We start from the raw sequence: 15,902 nt of genomic DNA, 5'->3' as shown, positions 1-15,902 counted from the left end.
AGGGGGACAAGACAGTGAAAAAGTTTGTGAAAAAAGCATGGCCATTTGCAGTTGTGGCATCATTAGCAGTTACTTCGGTAGCAACATGGAATTTTACTCGTTCTAGTGAGGTTAATGCAGATGAGAACGGAAGCAATGCAAAGATTAAAAATGTTATCGTATTAATTGGGGATGGTATGGGCCCTTCATATATGACGGCTCACCGTTATATGAAAGATAATCCAAAAACCTTTGAAATGGAATCTACAGAATTTGATAAGCATCTTGTAGGAACACAAAAAACATACCCAGAAGATGAACATGAAAATATTACAGACTCTGCATCGGCAGCAACAGCTATGTCAGCAGGGATTAAAACATATAATGCTGCAATTGCAGTTGATAATGATAAAGCGGAAGTGAAAACAGTTCTTGAGCAAGCGAAAGAAAAAGGGAAATCAACGGGACTCGTTGCAACTTCTGAAATTACACATGCAACACCAGCTGCTTTCGGTGCGCATGACATTAGCCGTAAAAATATGGACGCAATTGCAAATGATTATTTTGATGAGAAAATTAAAGGGAAGCATAAAGTAGATGTTATGCTTGGCGGCGGCGTAAAGAACTTTGTTAGAAAAGATCGTAATCTTACAGAAGAGTTCAAGAAATCTGGTTATAGCTATGTAACGGATCGAGATCAATTGTTAAATGATAAAAATGATCAAATTCTTGGTTTATTTGCACCAGGTGGATTAGATAAAATGATTGACCGTAATGAGAAAACACCTTCATTAGAAGAAATGACTAATGCAGCAATTGAGCGTTTGAACAAAAATAAAAATGGTTTCTTCTTAATGGTGGAAGGAAGTCAAATCGACTGGGCTGGACATGATAATGATATTGTTGGTGCAATGAGTGAAATGGAAGACTTCGAAAAAGCTTTCAAAGCAGCGATTGAGTTTGCGAAAAAAGATAAAAATACGTTAGTTGTTGCAACGGCAGATCACGCTACTGGTGGATTATCTTTAGGTGCCAATGGTGAGTATAACTTTAAAGTAGATCCAATTAAAGCTGCAAAGCGTACACCAGACTTTATGGCAAATGAGATTGCAAAAGGTGCAAATGTAGAAGAAACATTGAAAAAGTATATTGATTTACAATTAACTCCAGAAGAAATTCAAGCTGTAAATGATATAGCTCCTTCAAAAGATGTAACAAAGATTGATAATGCAATTGAAGATATTTTCAATAAGCGCTCGGTTACAGGCTGGACAACGGGTGGACATACAGGGGAAGATGTGAACGTATATGCATTTGGTCCAGGTAAATACTTGTTCTCTGGCGTTCAAGAGAATACAAATATAGCGAAACGTGTCTTTGATATTGTTGGCGGCGGCGATCCGAATAAAGGAAGACGCTAATTAAGAGCGAAAGTGAGGCGAAATGCCTCACTTTTCTTTTTAGGAGTTGGGAATATGAAAAATTTATTTAGGAAATTAAGATTCCTTTTAGTATTTGTAGTATTACTAGTTGGATGTCAACAAGAAGAGAATAATGTAGAACAAAAATCTACTACTAAAAAAACTGAGGAAAAGGTACAAATAACAAAAGAAGAAGAGAGATCTATTCAAGATGTTATTCATACATTTGTGCGAACGACGAATGAAAAAAATCTTGCAGAACATATGGAGTTATTTTCAAAGAAGATGCCTAGTGCTGAAGACTTAAAAACACAAAAAGAAGCCGCATTTCAAAAGGGAAATAAGAAAATTGAATTGGAACATATAGATATGAAAGTTAGTAAAGTAGGGTATGTTATTGTTGAAACGAAAGAAAAGGAAGTAGACGACAGTATCACTCTTCAAAAGAAAGTACAGTATGCCCTTGGAAAAGAAGAGGATAAATGGAAGATTGAAGAGGTTCGAACAATAGAGAAAAAATAACGTGAAACTTTAATAAGTGTAGGAGTCGTACTTCCCAAAATGGTAGAAAAAAGGTTCTCATTGGCGAGAACCTTTTTTTATAGTGGTAGCATAATTTGATTTGAGCATGCCTCAATATCATCAATATCTTGACGGATTGTGGCCATTTTATTATCAAGATCTTCAGCTTTCATTGCTGCATCATGTAGTTCATCTTTTAAATACTCCGGTATTTTCCCTTCATATTTATAATAAAGTTTGTGTTCTAAACTTGCCCAAAAGTCCATTGCTAGTGTACGTAACTGAATTTCTGCAAATACATCTTTTGTACCAGAATTTAGTGATAAAGGGTATTTAATAATCATGTGTAAACTTTTATATCCGTTTCGTTTTGGGTTAGCGATATAATCTTTTACTTCTATGACTTCCATATCTTCGCGTTTTTGAATGACTTCTTTCAAATGATAGATATCTTCTACGAAGCAACATGTAATACGAATACCAATAATATCTTGTAAATGTGTTTGAGCGTTTTCAACTGTTGGTAATAAGCTTTTGCGCTCTAGTTTTTTAATAATACTTTCAGGTTGTTTTAGTCTTGTTTTTATATGTTCAAACGGGTTGTAATCCTCTAGAAATTGAGCTTCCCGGTTCATAATTTCAAATTTAGTTTTTAACTCTTCTAAAGCAAATGTATATGGTAATACAAAAGCTTTCCAGTAGTTAACTGTTGATTGATTATATTCCATTTATATACACACCTTTTCCTATTTGCAAGTGAGGTCGTTATTATACTAAATACCAAATCATATAAGCGCAAGCAGCAAATGATGAGATCATAAAGCGATATTTAGTTTTCATACTTTCAACTCCTTTCGAGTAAGATTTTATATAAATAAACGTGATTGTTAATAAGTTCACTATGTACAGTTTCTATAGTAATAGATTCGTGTGAATTTCGTATGAACTAATTGTTTCAGCTTTTTGTCTTTTTTGCTGTTAATCATAATTATTATTCGGATTTAAAGTGTTTTTATTTGATTTATCTATTTGTATAAATTAATGTATATTTGAATTTATAGTTATTGAGGAGGATATATGGTGAACTTTGAAGAATTAGCAATCGCTAGACGTTCTGCAATGAAATTTATACAAGGTATAGAAATCCCTAATGAGGATTTTAAAAAAATATTTGAGTTAACTAAGCTTTCTCCATCTTGCTATAATTTGCAGCACACACATTATGTTGTAATTCGTGATCAAGAGCGAAAAGAAAGATTAAAAGAATTAGCTTTCGGTCAATATAAAGTATCGAGTGCATCAGCGGTAGTGCTCGTTTGTGGTGATAAAAAAGCATACCAAAATGTTGAAAATATTTACTTCGGTATGAAAGTTTTAAAAATGATTGATGAATGTGAATATGAAGATACAATTAGGCAAACGAAAGGTTTATATGAAGGAAAAGGAGAGCGTTTCATGGAGGATGAAGCGATTAGAAATGCTTCGTTAAGCGCGATGACTTTTATGTACGCAGCTAAATATTATGGCTATGATACATGTCCAATGATTGGTTTCGATGAAAAAGCAGTACAAAGTGAATTAAATATGCCGGAGCATATAGTACCTGTTTTAATGATTACGATAGGAAAAAGTGATATGAATAAAACTCGCCCACGAGGATATCGAAAGCCGATTAGTGAATTTGTTACATACGAATCGTTTTAATAAAGTGAAACTTTTAATTAGTGGGGGTCTTACTGCCCGTTAATGCGGGAGAAAATTGATTTAACTATAAAAACAAGGGGATTCTAAATGGAATCTTCTTGTTTTTGCAATTGACAAATAGAATGAAGTTTTATAATATATAAATCGTAATCATTACGTTTTAGTTGCGATCTTTGAAAGAAAGGAGAATTAAATATGCGTGTAAATATTACATTAGCTTGTACGGAGTGCGGCGATCGTAATTACATTTCTAAGAAAAATAAACGAAACAATCCAGAACGCATCGAACTAAAAAAATATTGTCCACGATTAAAGCGAGTAACGTTACATCGTGAGACGAAGTAAAAGACTAGAGATATCTCTAGTCTTTTTTTTATAGTTACTTGGTTTTTTTGCTATAATTACCTTAAAATGTAATAAAGGGAGCGGTATGATGAATCAAAAAGATAAAGAAAGAAAAGAGCGAGTGGCTCATATTATTAACATTCCAGATGAATATAGTCTTGTTGTAGATGATCAAGAAGGGGTTGATGACCCGTATCATCTATTATGGTGGGAGCATAAAGAGGATCAGGAGAGAACGATACAAATTACATTGAATAGACATACTGGTAATTTAATTGAATTTAGGATAGATGATGGAAATTATTTTTCGAGTGATAAGGAAGTTATAGAGGAGAATAGGGTAAGAGAGATTGCAAATGTATTTATAAAAAAACACGTGGAAGAAGGATTAGAGTTTTATACATATGTAACTATCCAGGATGATTGGCGTGGCTGGAAAGAAATAAATTATATGCAAGAAGTAAATGGATATCCATTACCGGATACAGGATGTGTGGTGCAAGTGCATCCTTCAGGGAATGTTGTGAATTTTCATTATAACGGACGAGAAAGCATAAAAGAAAAGCCGTTATGGCCAAGTGAGATTGTTGAGGAGAATATCGTTTTAGACAACTTAAAGGCTAAACAAGATATGAGGCTTGTATTTGTAGATTTAACACATTCTTTATGTAAATATGAAAATGGAGAAGAAGTAAAAGGGTACCACCTTGTGTATGTACCAGAACCTAGTCATGTATTTATTGATGCAAGTACAGGTAAAGATTTATTTGGACCAGATCATTATAAATTACCGCCAACAGTGGCTGTTAGAAAACAAAAAAGGGGTAGCCAACAAGATGATGTATTCGATTTATTTGACTGGAATAAAGAAGGTTTTACAAAAGTAGATGAGACGGAAAATGATGATGAAATAAGGATGAAATTTGTTCCGAAAGAGGAATTACAAAAACAGAAAGAAGAAAAGAATCCGTATTTAATGAATGAATTCTTTAACAAGCATTTACCGATGTTGAAATATAATAATTTAGTTAGCGTTACAATTGATAAATTAACCAATGAATTAACTGGTTTTATAAAACTGATAGATGATAAAGAAGTAAAGCAAATACTGTCTAGAGAGGAATGTTTACAAAAAGCACTTCAATTTTTAGAACGAGTTATTCCAGATATCAAACAATATCTGCGTCTTTGGGAGGAACGTGAAGAAGCAGAAGATGGGATTGAAAGATTTATCTTTTCTGTATATATAAATGATATTCCAGCAGAGTATAACCAATTTATGATCAACATCAATGCAGAAAATGGTGCTGTTATGCACTACTCGGGGGAGTCTAGCAACTTTATAAAAAAATTACTTACATATGAAACAACACCAAAAGTAACAAAAGAAAAAGCGTTAGAAATATACAGAGAGGCTATCCGAGTTAAATTAGAATGGTTTGTAGATCATGATGCAGAGGAAACGAAATACAAACTACTGTACAAACAAACGACAGATGAAAAATATAAAGAACCTTTTGATTGTAGTCGGGAAATTCGTTATATTGATGCCCAAACTGGGAGAAAGATTTGGAGTAAGTAAAATAAAAAGAGTTATTTTTCAAAGAAAATAACTCTTTTTATTTTTATAATTTGCCTGTTCGCTTTTCAAAAGTAAATGTGATAGGAAGATTGGAATGAGAACTATCACTTTTAAATATTACTTTCCATTCTTTAGTATGGGCTTTAATTTCAAAATTAAGAAGATTTATCGCTCTACGTTTATCTATTTCTAAAAACATATTATGAATTTCTGGTTCTTGCTGTAAATTAAGAGCCTTTAGTGTGACTGTAAATGTGAAAAAATTCTGCCCTTCATATACTATTTTTGATATTTTTGTTTTTTGTGTATTTAACAGCACATAAAAACGGTCTGATGGAGTTAATTGTACAGAGTCATCAGTAATTTCATTCTCGCTATTATGAAGTTCAACTAAGAAAGATGTACTATGGGAAGAATCTTTTTTGCTTGTAATCTGTAATTCAGTAGGAATCATCGGTATTTCATAAAAGTCATTCCTTATTATGTTATTGTAATCCTCTGAAAATTTACGGACTTCTTTTGGAAAAGAGTCTTCTTGTGTACTTAAAAAAGTTTTATGTTGCTTTGGGGTTTTTTTACTAAAATTTAATGTTTCTTTAAAGTAATAATTGGATCCAGTTAAAAATAAAAAACTACAAATTAATAAAAAAATTCGATACAGATTTTGAAAATGAAAGAACAATAGTATACATGTAATAATTCCAATTACATAGAAAATAAAGATAAGTAGTTCTAGTTTTGAGTGAAACGAGAAACCATAGTTATGAAAAAATTTTATTCCAGTTATAATTTGAGCTCCAAAAAATAAAGAAATTCCAAATTGAAAAAATAATAAATCAGGCCCTCTTTTAATAACAAAAGTAATGAACGAAATGAAAAGTAAAAATACTCCTAAATAAATTGTTACATTTAATAATCGTTCTAATGTAATCATGAATAATGTCCCCTTTAATAGCATATTCATATATAAATAACAATTTTATATAATTATAATATAACAATAAATTATTTTAAATGTTGGAAGTGTTGAGTTTTATAAATAAACTGTACAGACACAAACAACCTCACGCCCACATACACATAATAAAGACCACTATTTTGGCGGAGGTGAAAGGTTTGAGTCTATTCGCCGCAATTGGATATATGGTTCGAGAAGTGTTTGTCTTTGTTTCTTATGTGAAGAATAATGCGTTCCCGCAGCCGTTATCATCAGATGATGAGAGAAAGTACTTAGAGTTAATGGAGCAAGGTGATGCTCAAGCGAGAAATCTTTTAATTGAACATAATTTACGGCTTGTAGCTCATATCGTTAAAAAATTTGAGAACACAGGAGAAGATGCAGAAGATTTAATTTCAATTGGTACGATCGGGCTCATTAAAGCGATCGAGAGCTATTCTGCTGGAAAGGGAACGAAGCTTGCGACGTATGCAGCACGCTGTATTGAAAATGAAATTTTGATGCATTTACGTGTACTAAAGAAAACGAAAAAAGATGTTTCACTTCATGATCCGATCGGGCAAGATAAAGAGGGCAATGAAATATCGCTTATTGATATATTAAAATCAGAGTCTGAAGATGTAATTGATATGATTCAGCTTAGTATGGAGTTAGAAAAAATTAAAGAGTATATCGATATTTTAGACGAAAGAGAAAAAGAAGTGATTGTGAAACGTTTTGGACTTGGGCTAGATAAGGAGAAAACACAGCGGGAAATCGCTAAGGCGCTTGGTATTTCTAGAAGCTACGTATCACGGATTGAAAAGCGTGCTTTAATGAAAATGTTCCACGAGTTTGTAAGGGCAGAGAAAGAGAAAAAAGCGAAAGAGTAAAGTGTATTAGAAGCAGCCATATTTAAAATGGGCTGCTTTTCTTATTGTAAATAAGAAAAGAAAACGCGTTATGCTAAGAAGAAATACATGTTCACTGTTGAAAATGACGGATTCTATCTGTAATATTAGAAGGTGCTAAATAATTTAAGAATAATACCATACTTAGTTTTCTGTATGTATAATAAGGCTGCTTTATATGATATGTGGGAATAAGAACCAATTTTACATATGATATAGAAAGAAAAGAAGGGAAAACTAAAGTTATAGACTGATTAGGGGGTTTCGCAATTTGCGACGTACATTATATCGACTTATGATAGAACTTACAAATGGTCGCTTTACTTCTTATATATTACGTAAATTTGCACAATCTCGTTTGAGCTCTATCATTATTCCATCGTATGCGAAAGTTTTTCAAATTAATCAAGATGAGATGGAAAAGGGTTTGAAGGAATATAGAACATTGCATGAATTATTTACGCGTAAGCTAAAAGAAGGAAAGCGTAGTATTGATACAGATGCATCGAGTATCGTTAGTCCTGTTGATGGTGTTTTTGCAGATCAAGGTCCTATTGAGGATACAAAAACATTTGATATTAAAGGAAAGCGTTATTCGATTGTGGATATGCTAGGTAATGAAGAACGTGCAACGCGATATGCAGGCGGTACATATATGGTAATTTATTTGAGTCCAAGTCATTATCATCGCATTCATAGTCCGCTTTCTGGTTCTGTGACTGAAAGATTTGTACTCGGTAGAAAATCATATCCGGTAAATGCAGCTGGTATGGAATACGGGAAAGAACCACTGTCAAAAAATTATCGTTCTGTTACAGAAGTAAGCAGTGATGGCGAGCATATGGCTCTTGTAAAAGTAGGTGCCATGTTTGTTAATAGTATTGAGCTTTTGCATGAGAGAGACACTGTTCAAAAAGGTGAAGAAATGGCATACTTTACATTTGGTTCAACAGTTGTGTTATTGTTTGAAAAAGATATGATAGAAGTAGTGCAGGAATTAAAGAGTGGACAAGAGCTTCGTCTTGGTCAAAAAATAGCTACTCGCTTAGCTCATAAATAAAGAAAAGCTTTTATAACCGTAAGTAAGAGTTATGGGCAAAGATAATTAATGATGAAATCCCCTAGATGGGAGTACTTGTTTATTCGAGAGCCATCGTAGGATGGCTCTTTTTACAGGGCATCCAATAAATTATCCTTTAACTGTTTAATTGGTAAGGGCCGATTAAACTTTCACTTTATATGTAATCAAGATGATTTGACAAGCTTGTCCTCTAATGAGCGTCTAATGATTTCTTGTTTTATAAGTAAAATGAAGTCGGGATTTAATTTTAGTTCTTTTGCTTTATAATAAGACTCAGTGAGTAACTCAGTGGATAACTGTTCCATATGTTTTGTTTTCAAGGTGAGTCACCTCCTAATAATATAAGGATTGATTCGTTGATGCATTTAATGTACCAAAAAAATATGACAGTCACAAACGAGTGGTTATCCACATACCTAGGTGGATAAAGTGTGTATAGTTTGTTAGTAAATTCCAAATTAACTGAAAAATTAATGTGGAAAATGTGTACAATTTTATCCACAGGTTATATATCGAAAAATGTTGTCGAAAAATTTTATGAAAAATCCTCAAAGAGGTGAAAGAAATTGAAACTATTTTTACCAAATGAATATGTGAAAAATGTATATCATGTTCAACCAGAAGATTTAAAAAAACGTGGGATTAAAGGCGTTATTACTGACTTAGATAACACTTTAATTGAATGGGATCGTCCCAATGCAACACCGCAACTTGAAAAATGGTTCTTGGAAATGAAAGAGCAAGGCATTCAAGTAACGGTCGTTTCAAATAATAATGAGCAACGTGTAAAAGATTTTGCTGATCCATTAGGTATTCCATTTATTCATAGTGCACGTAAACCATTTGTTCGCGCATTTAAGCGTGCGATACAAGAGATGCGTTTGCAGCCAGATGAAGTTGTAGTAATTGGAGATCAGTTACTGACGGACGTGCTTGGTGGCAACCGAGTAGGCCTTCATACAATTTTAGTTGTACCGGTAGCACAAACGGACGGATTAGTAACGCGCTTTAATCGAAAAATTGAACGAAGAATTATGAAAAATATGAAGAAAAAAGGTTTAATTAACTGGGAGGAATAAAGTTTGACTGAAACAATTAAATGTATTGGTTGCGGTGTAGAAATTCAAACAGAAAATAAAAACGAAGTGGGGTATGCTCCTGCCTCATCTTTAGAGAAAGAACAAGTTATTTGTCAACGTTGTTTTCGCTTGAAGCATTACAATGAAATTCAAGATGTATCGTTAACAGATGATGACTTCCTACGCATTTTAAATGGAATTGGAAAATCAGATGCATTAGTAGTCAAAATTGTAGATATTTTTGATTTTAATGGTAGCTGGTTACCTGGCTTACATCGTTTCGTAGGGAATAATAAAGTATTACTTGTTGGAAATAAAGCTGATTTAATTCCAAAGTCAGTAAAACATGATAAAGTAAAACATTGGATGCGCTATAGTGCAAAGCAGCTAGGATTAAAACCAGAAGATGTCTTTTTAATTAGTGCAGCGAAGGGACAAGGAATCGCTGAACTAGCAGATGCTATTGAGTATTATCGCGGCGGCAAAGATGTTTATGTTGTTGGATGTACGAATGTAGGGAAATCGACATTTATTAATCGTATGATTAAAGAATTTAGTGATGAGACTGAAAATGTAATTACAACATCTCATTTCCCAGGAACAACACTTGATTTAATTGATATTCCATTGGACGAAGAGTCTTCTTTATATGATACGCCAGGTATTATTAACCACCACCAAATGGCTCATTATGTTGGAAAGCAAAGCTTAAAGCTTATTACACCAACAAAAGAAATTAAGCCGATGGTATTCCAATTAAATGAAGAACAAACGTTATTCTTTAGTGGATTGGCACGTTTTGATTATGTAAGTGGTGGTCGTCGTGCATTTACTTGTCACTTCTCGAATCGCTTAACAATCCATCGTACAAAGCTTGAGAAAGCAGATGAATTATATAAAAATCATGCCGGGGATTTACTAAGCCCACCAACGCCAGAAGAATTAGCAAATATGCCTGAGCTAGTGAAATACGAATTTAATATTCGTGAACCTAAAACGGATGTTGTATTCTCTGGATTAGGATGGGTTACTGTGAACGAACCAGGAGCAAAAATTGTTGCACACGTACCAAAAGGAGTAAGTGTTTCACTACGTAAATCTTTAATTTAATATGGAGAGGGATTTATGAAACAATTATATGGTGTAATCGGAAATCCAATTGGACATTCATTATCACCCGTTATGCATAACGATGCATTTGAACACATGAATATGGATGCCCATTATCATGCGTTCCTTGTTGAAGAGGAATTGCTAGGGGAAGCAGTAAGAGGTTTAAAAGCATTAGGTATTTCAGGATTTAATGTAACAACTCCGCACAAGGTTGCTATTATGGAGTATTTGGATGAGATTGACCCATTGGCAAGGAAAATCGGTGCAGTAAATACAGTGGTTCATAAGGATGGAAGATTAATTGGCTATAACACAGACGGGATTGGTTTTGTTCGAGCGCTGCAGTCAATTAGTAATGAACCACTTCAAGGGAAACGTATTTTGTTACTTGGTTCAGGTGGTGCTAGCCGAGCTATTTATTTTTCTCTTGCTGATGTAGGTGTAAAAGAGATTGATGTAGCCAATCGTACAGTAGATAAGGCAAAGGAACTTATTGCTGCACGTACGGCCGATGTTAATTCTGTTGCTTTGTCGTTAGAAAAAGCGACAGAAGAACAAGGAAATTATGATATTATCATTCAGACGACAACGATAGGTATGCATCCACACGTAGAACATACGCCATTACAAATTTGTTCGTTAAAAAAAGGAACGATTGTATCAGATATAATTTATAATCCATTTGAAACGAAAATTTTATGTGAGGCAAAAGAGCAAGGTGCAATCATTCAAAATGGTATTGATATGTTTGTTTATCAAGGAGCACTTGCATTTGAAATGTGGACAGGACGCACGCCAAATATTGAGAGAATGAAACAATTAGTTATAGAAAAGCTTGGAGGCTAACATATATGTTAACAGGAAAACAAAAAAGATTTTTACGTGCACAAGCACATCATTTAACACCAATTTTTCAAGTAGGAAAAGGCGGAGTAAATGAAAATATGATTAAACAAATCGCAGATACTTTAGAAGCTCGTGAGTTATTTAAAGTAAGTGTATTACAAAACTGTGAATTTGATCGCCGTGAGGTTGCGGAAGAACTTGCAAAAGGTGCACGTGCTGAAATCGTTCAAGTAATTGGAAGCACAATCGTTTTATACAAAGAATCAAGAGAAAATAAACAAATTAAGCTTCCTCGATAAAAAGACTAGCATGCGCTATTTTTATCGTTTATGCGTAATGATGTAGAGAGCGAAACCAATTGAACTTTTATTAATAGCAACTCTCTTCATTCCTAACCGAGGAGAGTTGCTGTATGTAAAAGGAAGGGGCGTTTCTTTTGAGAAAAATTGGCATCATTGGCGGTACATTTGATCCGCCTCACTATGGACATTTGCTAATTGCAAATGAAGTATATCACGCTTTGAACTTGGAAGAAGTATGGTTCTTGCCAAACCAGATTCCGCCACATAAACAAGGGCGGAATATTACAAGTGTAGAAAGTCGTTTACATATGTTAGAGCTCGCGACTGAGGCAGAAGAGCACTTTTCTATTTGTTTAGAAGAGCTAAGTAGGAAGGGCCCATCTTATACGTATGACACTATGTTACAATTGACGAAGAAGTATCCGGATGTGCAGTTTCACTTTATTATTGGTGGGGATATGGTTGAGTATTTACCGAAGTGGTATAACATTGAAGCTTTATTTAATCTTGTAACGTTTGTTGGAGTTGCAAGACCTGGGTATACATTGCATACACCATATAAGATTACTACAGTGGAAATTCCGGAATTTGCAGTTTCTTCATCCTTATTACGTGAGAGATATAAGGAGAAGAAAACGTGTAAATATTTACTTCCCGAAAAAGTACAGGTATATATCGAGAGGAATGGGTTGTATGAATCGTGAGAATGCACTGCATATTGTCAAACAACAAATGCATGAAAAACGTTATATACACACAATTGGTGTAATGGAGACAGCGATTGAGCTTGCTAAGTTATACGGTGTGGACGAAAAAAAAGCAGAGATGGCAGCTATATTCCATGATTATGCGAAATGTAGAGCAATTTCAGAGATGGAAGAGATTATTAAACGTGAAGATTTGCCGAAAGATTTACTTTGCTATAACAAAGAGTTATGGCATGCACCTGTTGGGGCATACTTAGTAGAAAAAGAAGTAGGCATTACGGATTCTGAAATTTTGCAAGCTATTACATATCATACAAGTGGTCATGAGAATATGACGATGTTAGATAAAGTGATTTATGTAGCTGATTACATTGAACCTGGGCGAAAGTTTCCAGGAGTGGAAGAGGCTCGTAAACTCGCATATACGGATATAAATCAAGCTTTATTATTTGCGTTAAAGAGAACAATTCAATTTTTAATGGAAAAAGATCAGACGATTTATCCATTAACATTCCAAACATACAATGCAGTTATCAAGGAGGAAATGAGTAAATGAACGATAAAGATTTATTAGTATTAGCGGCAAAAGCAGCTGATGATAAGAGAGCAGAAGATATGGTTGTCCTAAATATGCAAGGTATTTCACCAATTGCAGATTATTTCATTATTTGTCACGGGAATTCAGACAAACAAGTGCAAGCAATTGCACGTGAAATTAAATCAAAAGCACATGAGTTCCAAATCGACGTACAACGTATGGAAGGGTTTGACGAAGCACGTTGGGTATTAGTTGATCTTGGAGATGTAGTTGCTCATGTATTCCATAAAGATGAGCGTAATCACTATAATTTAGAGCGTCTATGGGGCGATGTGCCACGTGAAGATATTACAGAAGAGTTAGGCCAATGAAATACGAACAATTTGCATTGTTGTACGACGAACTAATGAATGATGTCCCTTATGATAAATGGGTGGAATTTACAGAGGAAAGTTTACAGCAGGCAGATATGAAAGAGGCAAAAATTCTTGATGTAGCATGCGGTACAGGTAATGTAACCCTGCCGCTTGTGCAAAAGGGTTACGATTTAATAGGTGTCGATCTTTCAGAAGAAATGTTAACAGTCGCTCAGCAAAAACTAGGAGGAGAGGGATACTTTATTCCTTTTTATCAACAAGACATGCGAGAGCTTGATGTTCCAGGTGAGTTTGATTGTGTAACCATCTTTTGTGATTCATTAAATTATGTATTGCAAGAAGATGGAGTACAAGAAACATTTAGAAGAGTATTTCATCATTTACGTCAAGATGGTTTGTTTTTATTTGATGTACATTCTTTATATAAAATACATCATGTATTTCAAAATGAAACGTATACAGTGAATGGAGAAGAAATATCTCTTATTTGGAATTGCTTCCCTGGTGAAGAATCAAATAGTGTAGAGCATGATTTAACATTCTTTGTTCAAGATCCGGAAGAAGATGTGTACCATCGGTTTGACGAATGTCACGTGCAACGTGCATATCAAGTGGAAGAGTTAACGAAATGGCTTGAAGAAGCAGGTTTTACAGTGCTTCGTGTAACAGGTGATTTTGAGCGACTTGAAGTTACAGAACAAACAGAGCGTATTTTCTTCATGGCGAAGAAAAACGGATAAAACAAAAGCAACCGAGAAGGTTGCTTTTGTTTTATAAAGAAGATGTATTTTTAGTTCTAGCATAATCTGAAGATTGTATGCGTAAAGTGTGGGAATAGTAGTTGAAGTGAAAATGTATTGTAAAAAAGTAAGTATTTATAAAAAGGATTTGGAATGAAAATGACGTATTTATTATGTGTGTTTATTGAATTGCTGATCAACGCATTCTAAATCTTCATCAAATTTTTCATGTGTTCGCTCGATTAACTTATGGAACATATCTCCAACGTGCTCTTCTAAAACCCGAATGCCCTCCCCAGTAACGCCGCCTTTCACGCAAACCTTTTCTTGTAAGGTAGGTAATGTGAAGATTTCTTTTTCAAGTAATTTCCCCATCCCCACGACCATTTCACTTACTAAAGTAGTAGCCTCTTCGTGTGTAATATTTGTTTTATCTACAGCAGCGTTAATGAAGCATTGTAGTAAATAACTAAAGAAAGCAGGACCGCAACTTGCTATATCAGATGAAACGCGCGTTATATCTTCTTCTATTACAAGAGGTGTAGAAATGTTTTTGAATAGACGAAGTAGTTTTTGTTGCCATTCTTCAGAGCAATTATCTCCAAATGTAAATAGTGAGGCGCCAGAGAGCGCGCGATTTGTGATACTTGGAATGATACGCGCGACGTGGCAAGGTACGAGAGTCTCTAATTGTGATGGAGATATTGGACTTGTAATAGAAACTAAGCACGTTTCATCAGAAAAATGTTCAGCGTATTTTTTTAGGATAGGGTATATATCTATCGGCTTGACACAAATAAAAATAAGTTGTGATTGTTCGATTACTTCCGGGATTGTTTTTGCTATATGAACAGAAGGGTATTTTTCTTTTATATGATATGCTTTTGCAGGCGTCCGATTAATGATTGTAAGGCACGAAGGTTTGACAGCACGGGTTTCTAAAAATGCATCGATTAGTATATTCCCCATGTTTCCTGTCCCTATAATTCCTATGTTCAAAGTTTCATCCCTCCTTCGTAACAGCTTTCTCCTAAACAATATGAATGATGTTATAAATTTATGATTAGAGGTGTAAAATGATGTGGGATTTTCTGAAAAAGTGGTTAGGTTTAGTAGCTATTATTGGAACTTTCCTTTTTCTTGTTTTTTGGAAAACGAATCAGAGTGTAGAACGAATGCCTATTACAATGAATGTACAAGAGAAGGAGATCGAAAAAAAGGGTAAACCGAAAATATCGGATACAAAGGAACAGAAAAGAACAATTATAATTGATGTGAAAGGAGCGGTTAGTAAAGAAGGGGTATATGAAATGAAGGAAGGAGATCGCGTAAAGGATGCGGTTCAAAAGGCTGGTGGTTTTTTATCAGAAGTAGATATGAAAAAAGTGAATTTAGCACAAATTGTACAAGATCAAATGCTTCTTTATATACCGAGTAAAAATGAATCAGAACAAGGGGTGCTTACTTCTTCTAAGGAAGATGGCAAGATTCGAATAAATACAGCGGCGAAAGAACAACTAGAAAAAATTACAGGGATTGGCTCTCGAAAGGCAGAAAGTATTTTGAAATATCGAGAAGAACATGGTCCGTTTCAGAAAATAGAAGATTTATTAGAGATTGATGGGATTGGTGCGAAGTCTCTTGAAAAGATAAAAGATCAAATTATTATTCCGTAAAAGATTGACGAAGTTTTTCTTCTTTCGCTACACTACAAGTAG

The 15,902-nt window shown here is 34.2% G+C and carries 20 protein-coding genes; 16 read left to right on the top strand and 4 right to left on the bottom strand.

All coding sequences use genetic code 11. The annotated features are described in order from the left end of the window. The first annotated feature begins 14 nt into the window (after nucleotides 1–14). Nucleotides 15–1,400 (top strand): alkaline phosphatase, encoded by a 1,386-nt coding sequence (locus tag M1D73_RS22350; protein WP_000714912.1) that lies wholly within the window; start codon nucleotides 15–17, stop codon nucleotides 1,398–1,400. Nucleotides 1,401–1,454: 54 nt separating this feature from the next. Then, nucleotides 1,455–1,922 (top strand): hypothetical protein, encoded by a 468-nt coding sequence (locus M1D73_RS22345; RefSeq protein WP_000792894.1) that lies wholly within the window; start codon nucleotides 1,455–1,457, stop codon nucleotides 1,920–1,922. Nucleotides 1,923–1,999: 77 nt separating this feature from the next. Here the strand turns inward: M1D73_RS22345 and M1D73_RS22340 are convergent, their stop codons facing one another. Continuing rightward, entirely contained in the window at nucleotides 2,000–2,650 is a 651-nt protein-coding gene (locus M1D73_RS22340; RefSeq protein ID WP_000456230.1) for a GTP pyrophosphokinase, read from the bottom strand. Between the two features lie 349 nt (nucleotides 2,651–2,999). Here M1D73_RS22340 and M1D73_RS22335 point away from each other — a divergent pair, with 349 nt between their 5' ends. From M1D73_RS22335 to M1D73_RS22325, 3 genes are all read left to right on the top strand, one after another. Then, nucleotides 3,000–3,626: a nitroreductase family protein gene (locus M1D73_RS22335; RefSeq protein ID WP_121868079.1), complete on the top strand. Its 627-nt coding sequence runs from the start codon at nucleotides 3,000–3,002 to the stop codon at nucleotides 3,624–3,626. Between the two features lie 195 nt (nucleotides 3,627–3,821). Beyond that, entirely contained in the window at nucleotides 3,822–3,971 is a 150-nt protein-coding gene (rpmG, locus tag M1D73_RS22330; RefSeq protein ID WP_001265617.1) for a 50S ribosomal protein L33, read from the top strand. Between the two features lie 85 nt (nucleotides 3,972–4,056). Then, nucleotides 4,057–5,553, top strand: coding sequence for a YcdB/YcdC domain-containing protein (locus M1D73_RS22325; RefSeq protein WP_121868078.1), 1,497 nt, complete (start codon nucleotides 4,057–4,059; stop codon nucleotides 5,551–5,553). Nucleotides 5,554–5,596: 43 nt separating this feature from the next. On the opposite strand, the gene M1D73_RS22320 is transcribed toward M1D73_RS22325, so the two are convergent. After that, on the bottom strand, nucleotides 5,597–6,517 hold the full coding sequence (locus tag M1D73_RS22320; protein WP_002041824.1) for a hypothetical protein: 921 nt from the start codon (nucleotides 6,515–6,517) through the stop codon (nucleotides 5,597–5,599). Between the two features lie 152 nt (nucleotides 6,518–6,669). On the opposite strand from M1D73_RS22320, the gene sigK reads away from it, so the two are divergent. Beyond that, nucleotides 6,670–7,383 (top strand): RNA polymerase sporulation sigma factor SigK, encoded by a 714-nt coding sequence (sigK, locus tag M1D73_RS22315; RefSeq protein ID WP_000051382.1) that lies wholly within the window; start codon nucleotides 6,670–6,672, stop codon nucleotides 7,381–7,383. 289 nt (nucleotides 7,384–7,672) lie between these two features. After that, the gene (locus M1D73_RS22310; protein ID WP_001255003.1) at nucleotides 7,673–8,461 is read left to right on the top strand and encodes a phosphatidylserine decarboxylase; all 789 of its coding nucleotides are present in this window, start codon (nucleotides 7,673–7,675) and stop codon (nucleotides 8,459–8,461) included. Between the two features lie 185 nt (nucleotides 8,462–8,646). Here the strand turns inward: M1D73_RS22310 and sda are convergent, their stop codons facing one another. After that, on the bottom strand, nucleotides 8,647–8,802 hold the full coding sequence (gene sda, locus M1D73_RS22305; RefSeq protein ID WP_000850094.1) for a sporulation histidine kinase inhibitor Sda: 156 nt from the start codon (nucleotides 8,800–8,802) through the stop codon (nucleotides 8,647–8,649). Nucleotides 8,803–9,048: 246 nt separating this feature from the next. Between sda and M1D73_RS22300 the strand changes: the two genes are divergently transcribed. From M1D73_RS22300 to M1D73_RS22265, 8 genes are all read left to right on the top strand, one after another. Then, the gene (locus M1D73_RS22300) at nucleotides 9,049–9,561 is read left to right on the top strand and encodes a YqeG family HAD IIIA-type phosphatase (RefSeq protein ID WP_000765314.1); all 513 of its coding nucleotides are present in this window, start codon (nucleotides 9,049–9,051) and stop codon (nucleotides 9,559–9,561) included. A 3-nt stretch (nucleotides 9,562–9,564) separates the two neighbouring features. After that, a complete protein-coding gene (gene yqeH / locus M1D73_RS22295) occupies nucleotides 9,565–10,671 on the top strand; it encodes a ribosome biogenesis GTPase YqeH (RefSeq protein WP_000140799.1) in 1,107 nt (368 codons plus the stop codon). A gap of 15 nt (nucleotides 10,672–10,686) precedes the next feature. Next, nucleotides 10,687–11,520 (top strand): shikimate dehydrogenase, encoded by an 834-nt coding sequence (gene aroE, locus M1D73_RS22290; RefSeq protein WP_121868077.1) that lies wholly within the window; start codon nucleotides 10,687–10,689, stop codon nucleotides 11,518–11,520. Nucleotides 11,521–11,525: 5 nt separating this feature from the next. Continuing rightward, nucleotides 11,526–11,819, top strand: coding sequence for a ribosome assembly RNA-binding protein YhbY (gene yhbY / locus M1D73_RS22285; protein ID WP_000955224.1), 294 nt, complete (start codon nucleotides 11,526–11,528; stop codon nucleotides 11,817–11,819). 137 nt (nucleotides 11,820–11,956) lie between these two features. Next, the gene (gene nadD, locus M1D73_RS22280; RefSeq protein ID WP_001226046.1) at nucleotides 11,957–12,526 is read left to right on the top strand and encodes a nicotinate-nucleotide adenylyltransferase; all 570 of its coding nucleotides are present in this window, start codon (nucleotides 11,957–11,959) and stop codon (nucleotides 12,524–12,526) included. Beyond that, a complete protein-coding gene (yqeK, locus tag M1D73_RS22275; RefSeq protein WP_001078477.1) occupies nucleotides 12,516–13,085 on the top strand; it encodes a bis(5'-nucleosyl)-tetraphosphatase (symmetrical) YqeK in 570 nt (189 codons plus the stop codon). Before nadD ends, yqeK begins: the two co-directional genes overlap by 11 nt. Then, nucleotides 13,082–13,438 carry a ribosome silencing factor gene (gene rsfS, locus M1D73_RS22270; protein WP_000998173.1) on the top strand — a complete coding sequence of 119 codons (357 nt, stop codon included), beginning with the start codon at nucleotides 13,082–13,084 and terminating at the stop codon, nucleotides 13,436–13,438. The genes yqeK and rsfS overlap by 4 nt, the downstream gene beginning before the upstream one ends. After that, nucleotides 13,435–14,184 carry a class I SAM-dependent methyltransferase gene (locus tag M1D73_RS22265; protein WP_000873069.1) on the top strand — a complete coding sequence of 250 codons (750 nt, stop codon included), beginning with the start codon at nucleotides 13,435–13,437 and terminating at the stop codon, nucleotides 14,182–14,184. Before rsfS ends, M1D73_RS22265 begins: the two co-directional genes overlap by 4 nt. Nucleotides 14,185–14,355: 171 nt before the next feature. On the opposite strand, the gene comER is transcribed toward M1D73_RS22265, so the two are convergent. After that, entirely contained in the window at nucleotides 14,356–15,183 is an 828-nt protein-coding gene (gene comER / locus M1D73_RS22260) for a late competence protein ComER (RefSeq protein WP_001020554.1), read from the bottom strand. A 77-nt stretch (nucleotides 15,184–15,260) separates the two neighbouring features. Between comER and M1D73_RS22255 the strand changes: the two genes are divergently transcribed. Then, nucleotides 15,261–15,860, top strand: a complete 600-nt coding sequence (locus tag M1D73_RS22255) for a helix-hairpin-helix domain-containing protein (protein ID WP_121868076.1) — start codon at nucleotides 15,261–15,263, stop codon at nucleotides 15,858–15,860. Nucleotides 15,861–15,902: the final 42 nt, after the last annotated feature.

This window comes from Bacillus sp. PK3-067 (assembly GCF_056738645.1).
This window is presented reverse-complemented; position numbering and strand designations above follow the sequence as displayed.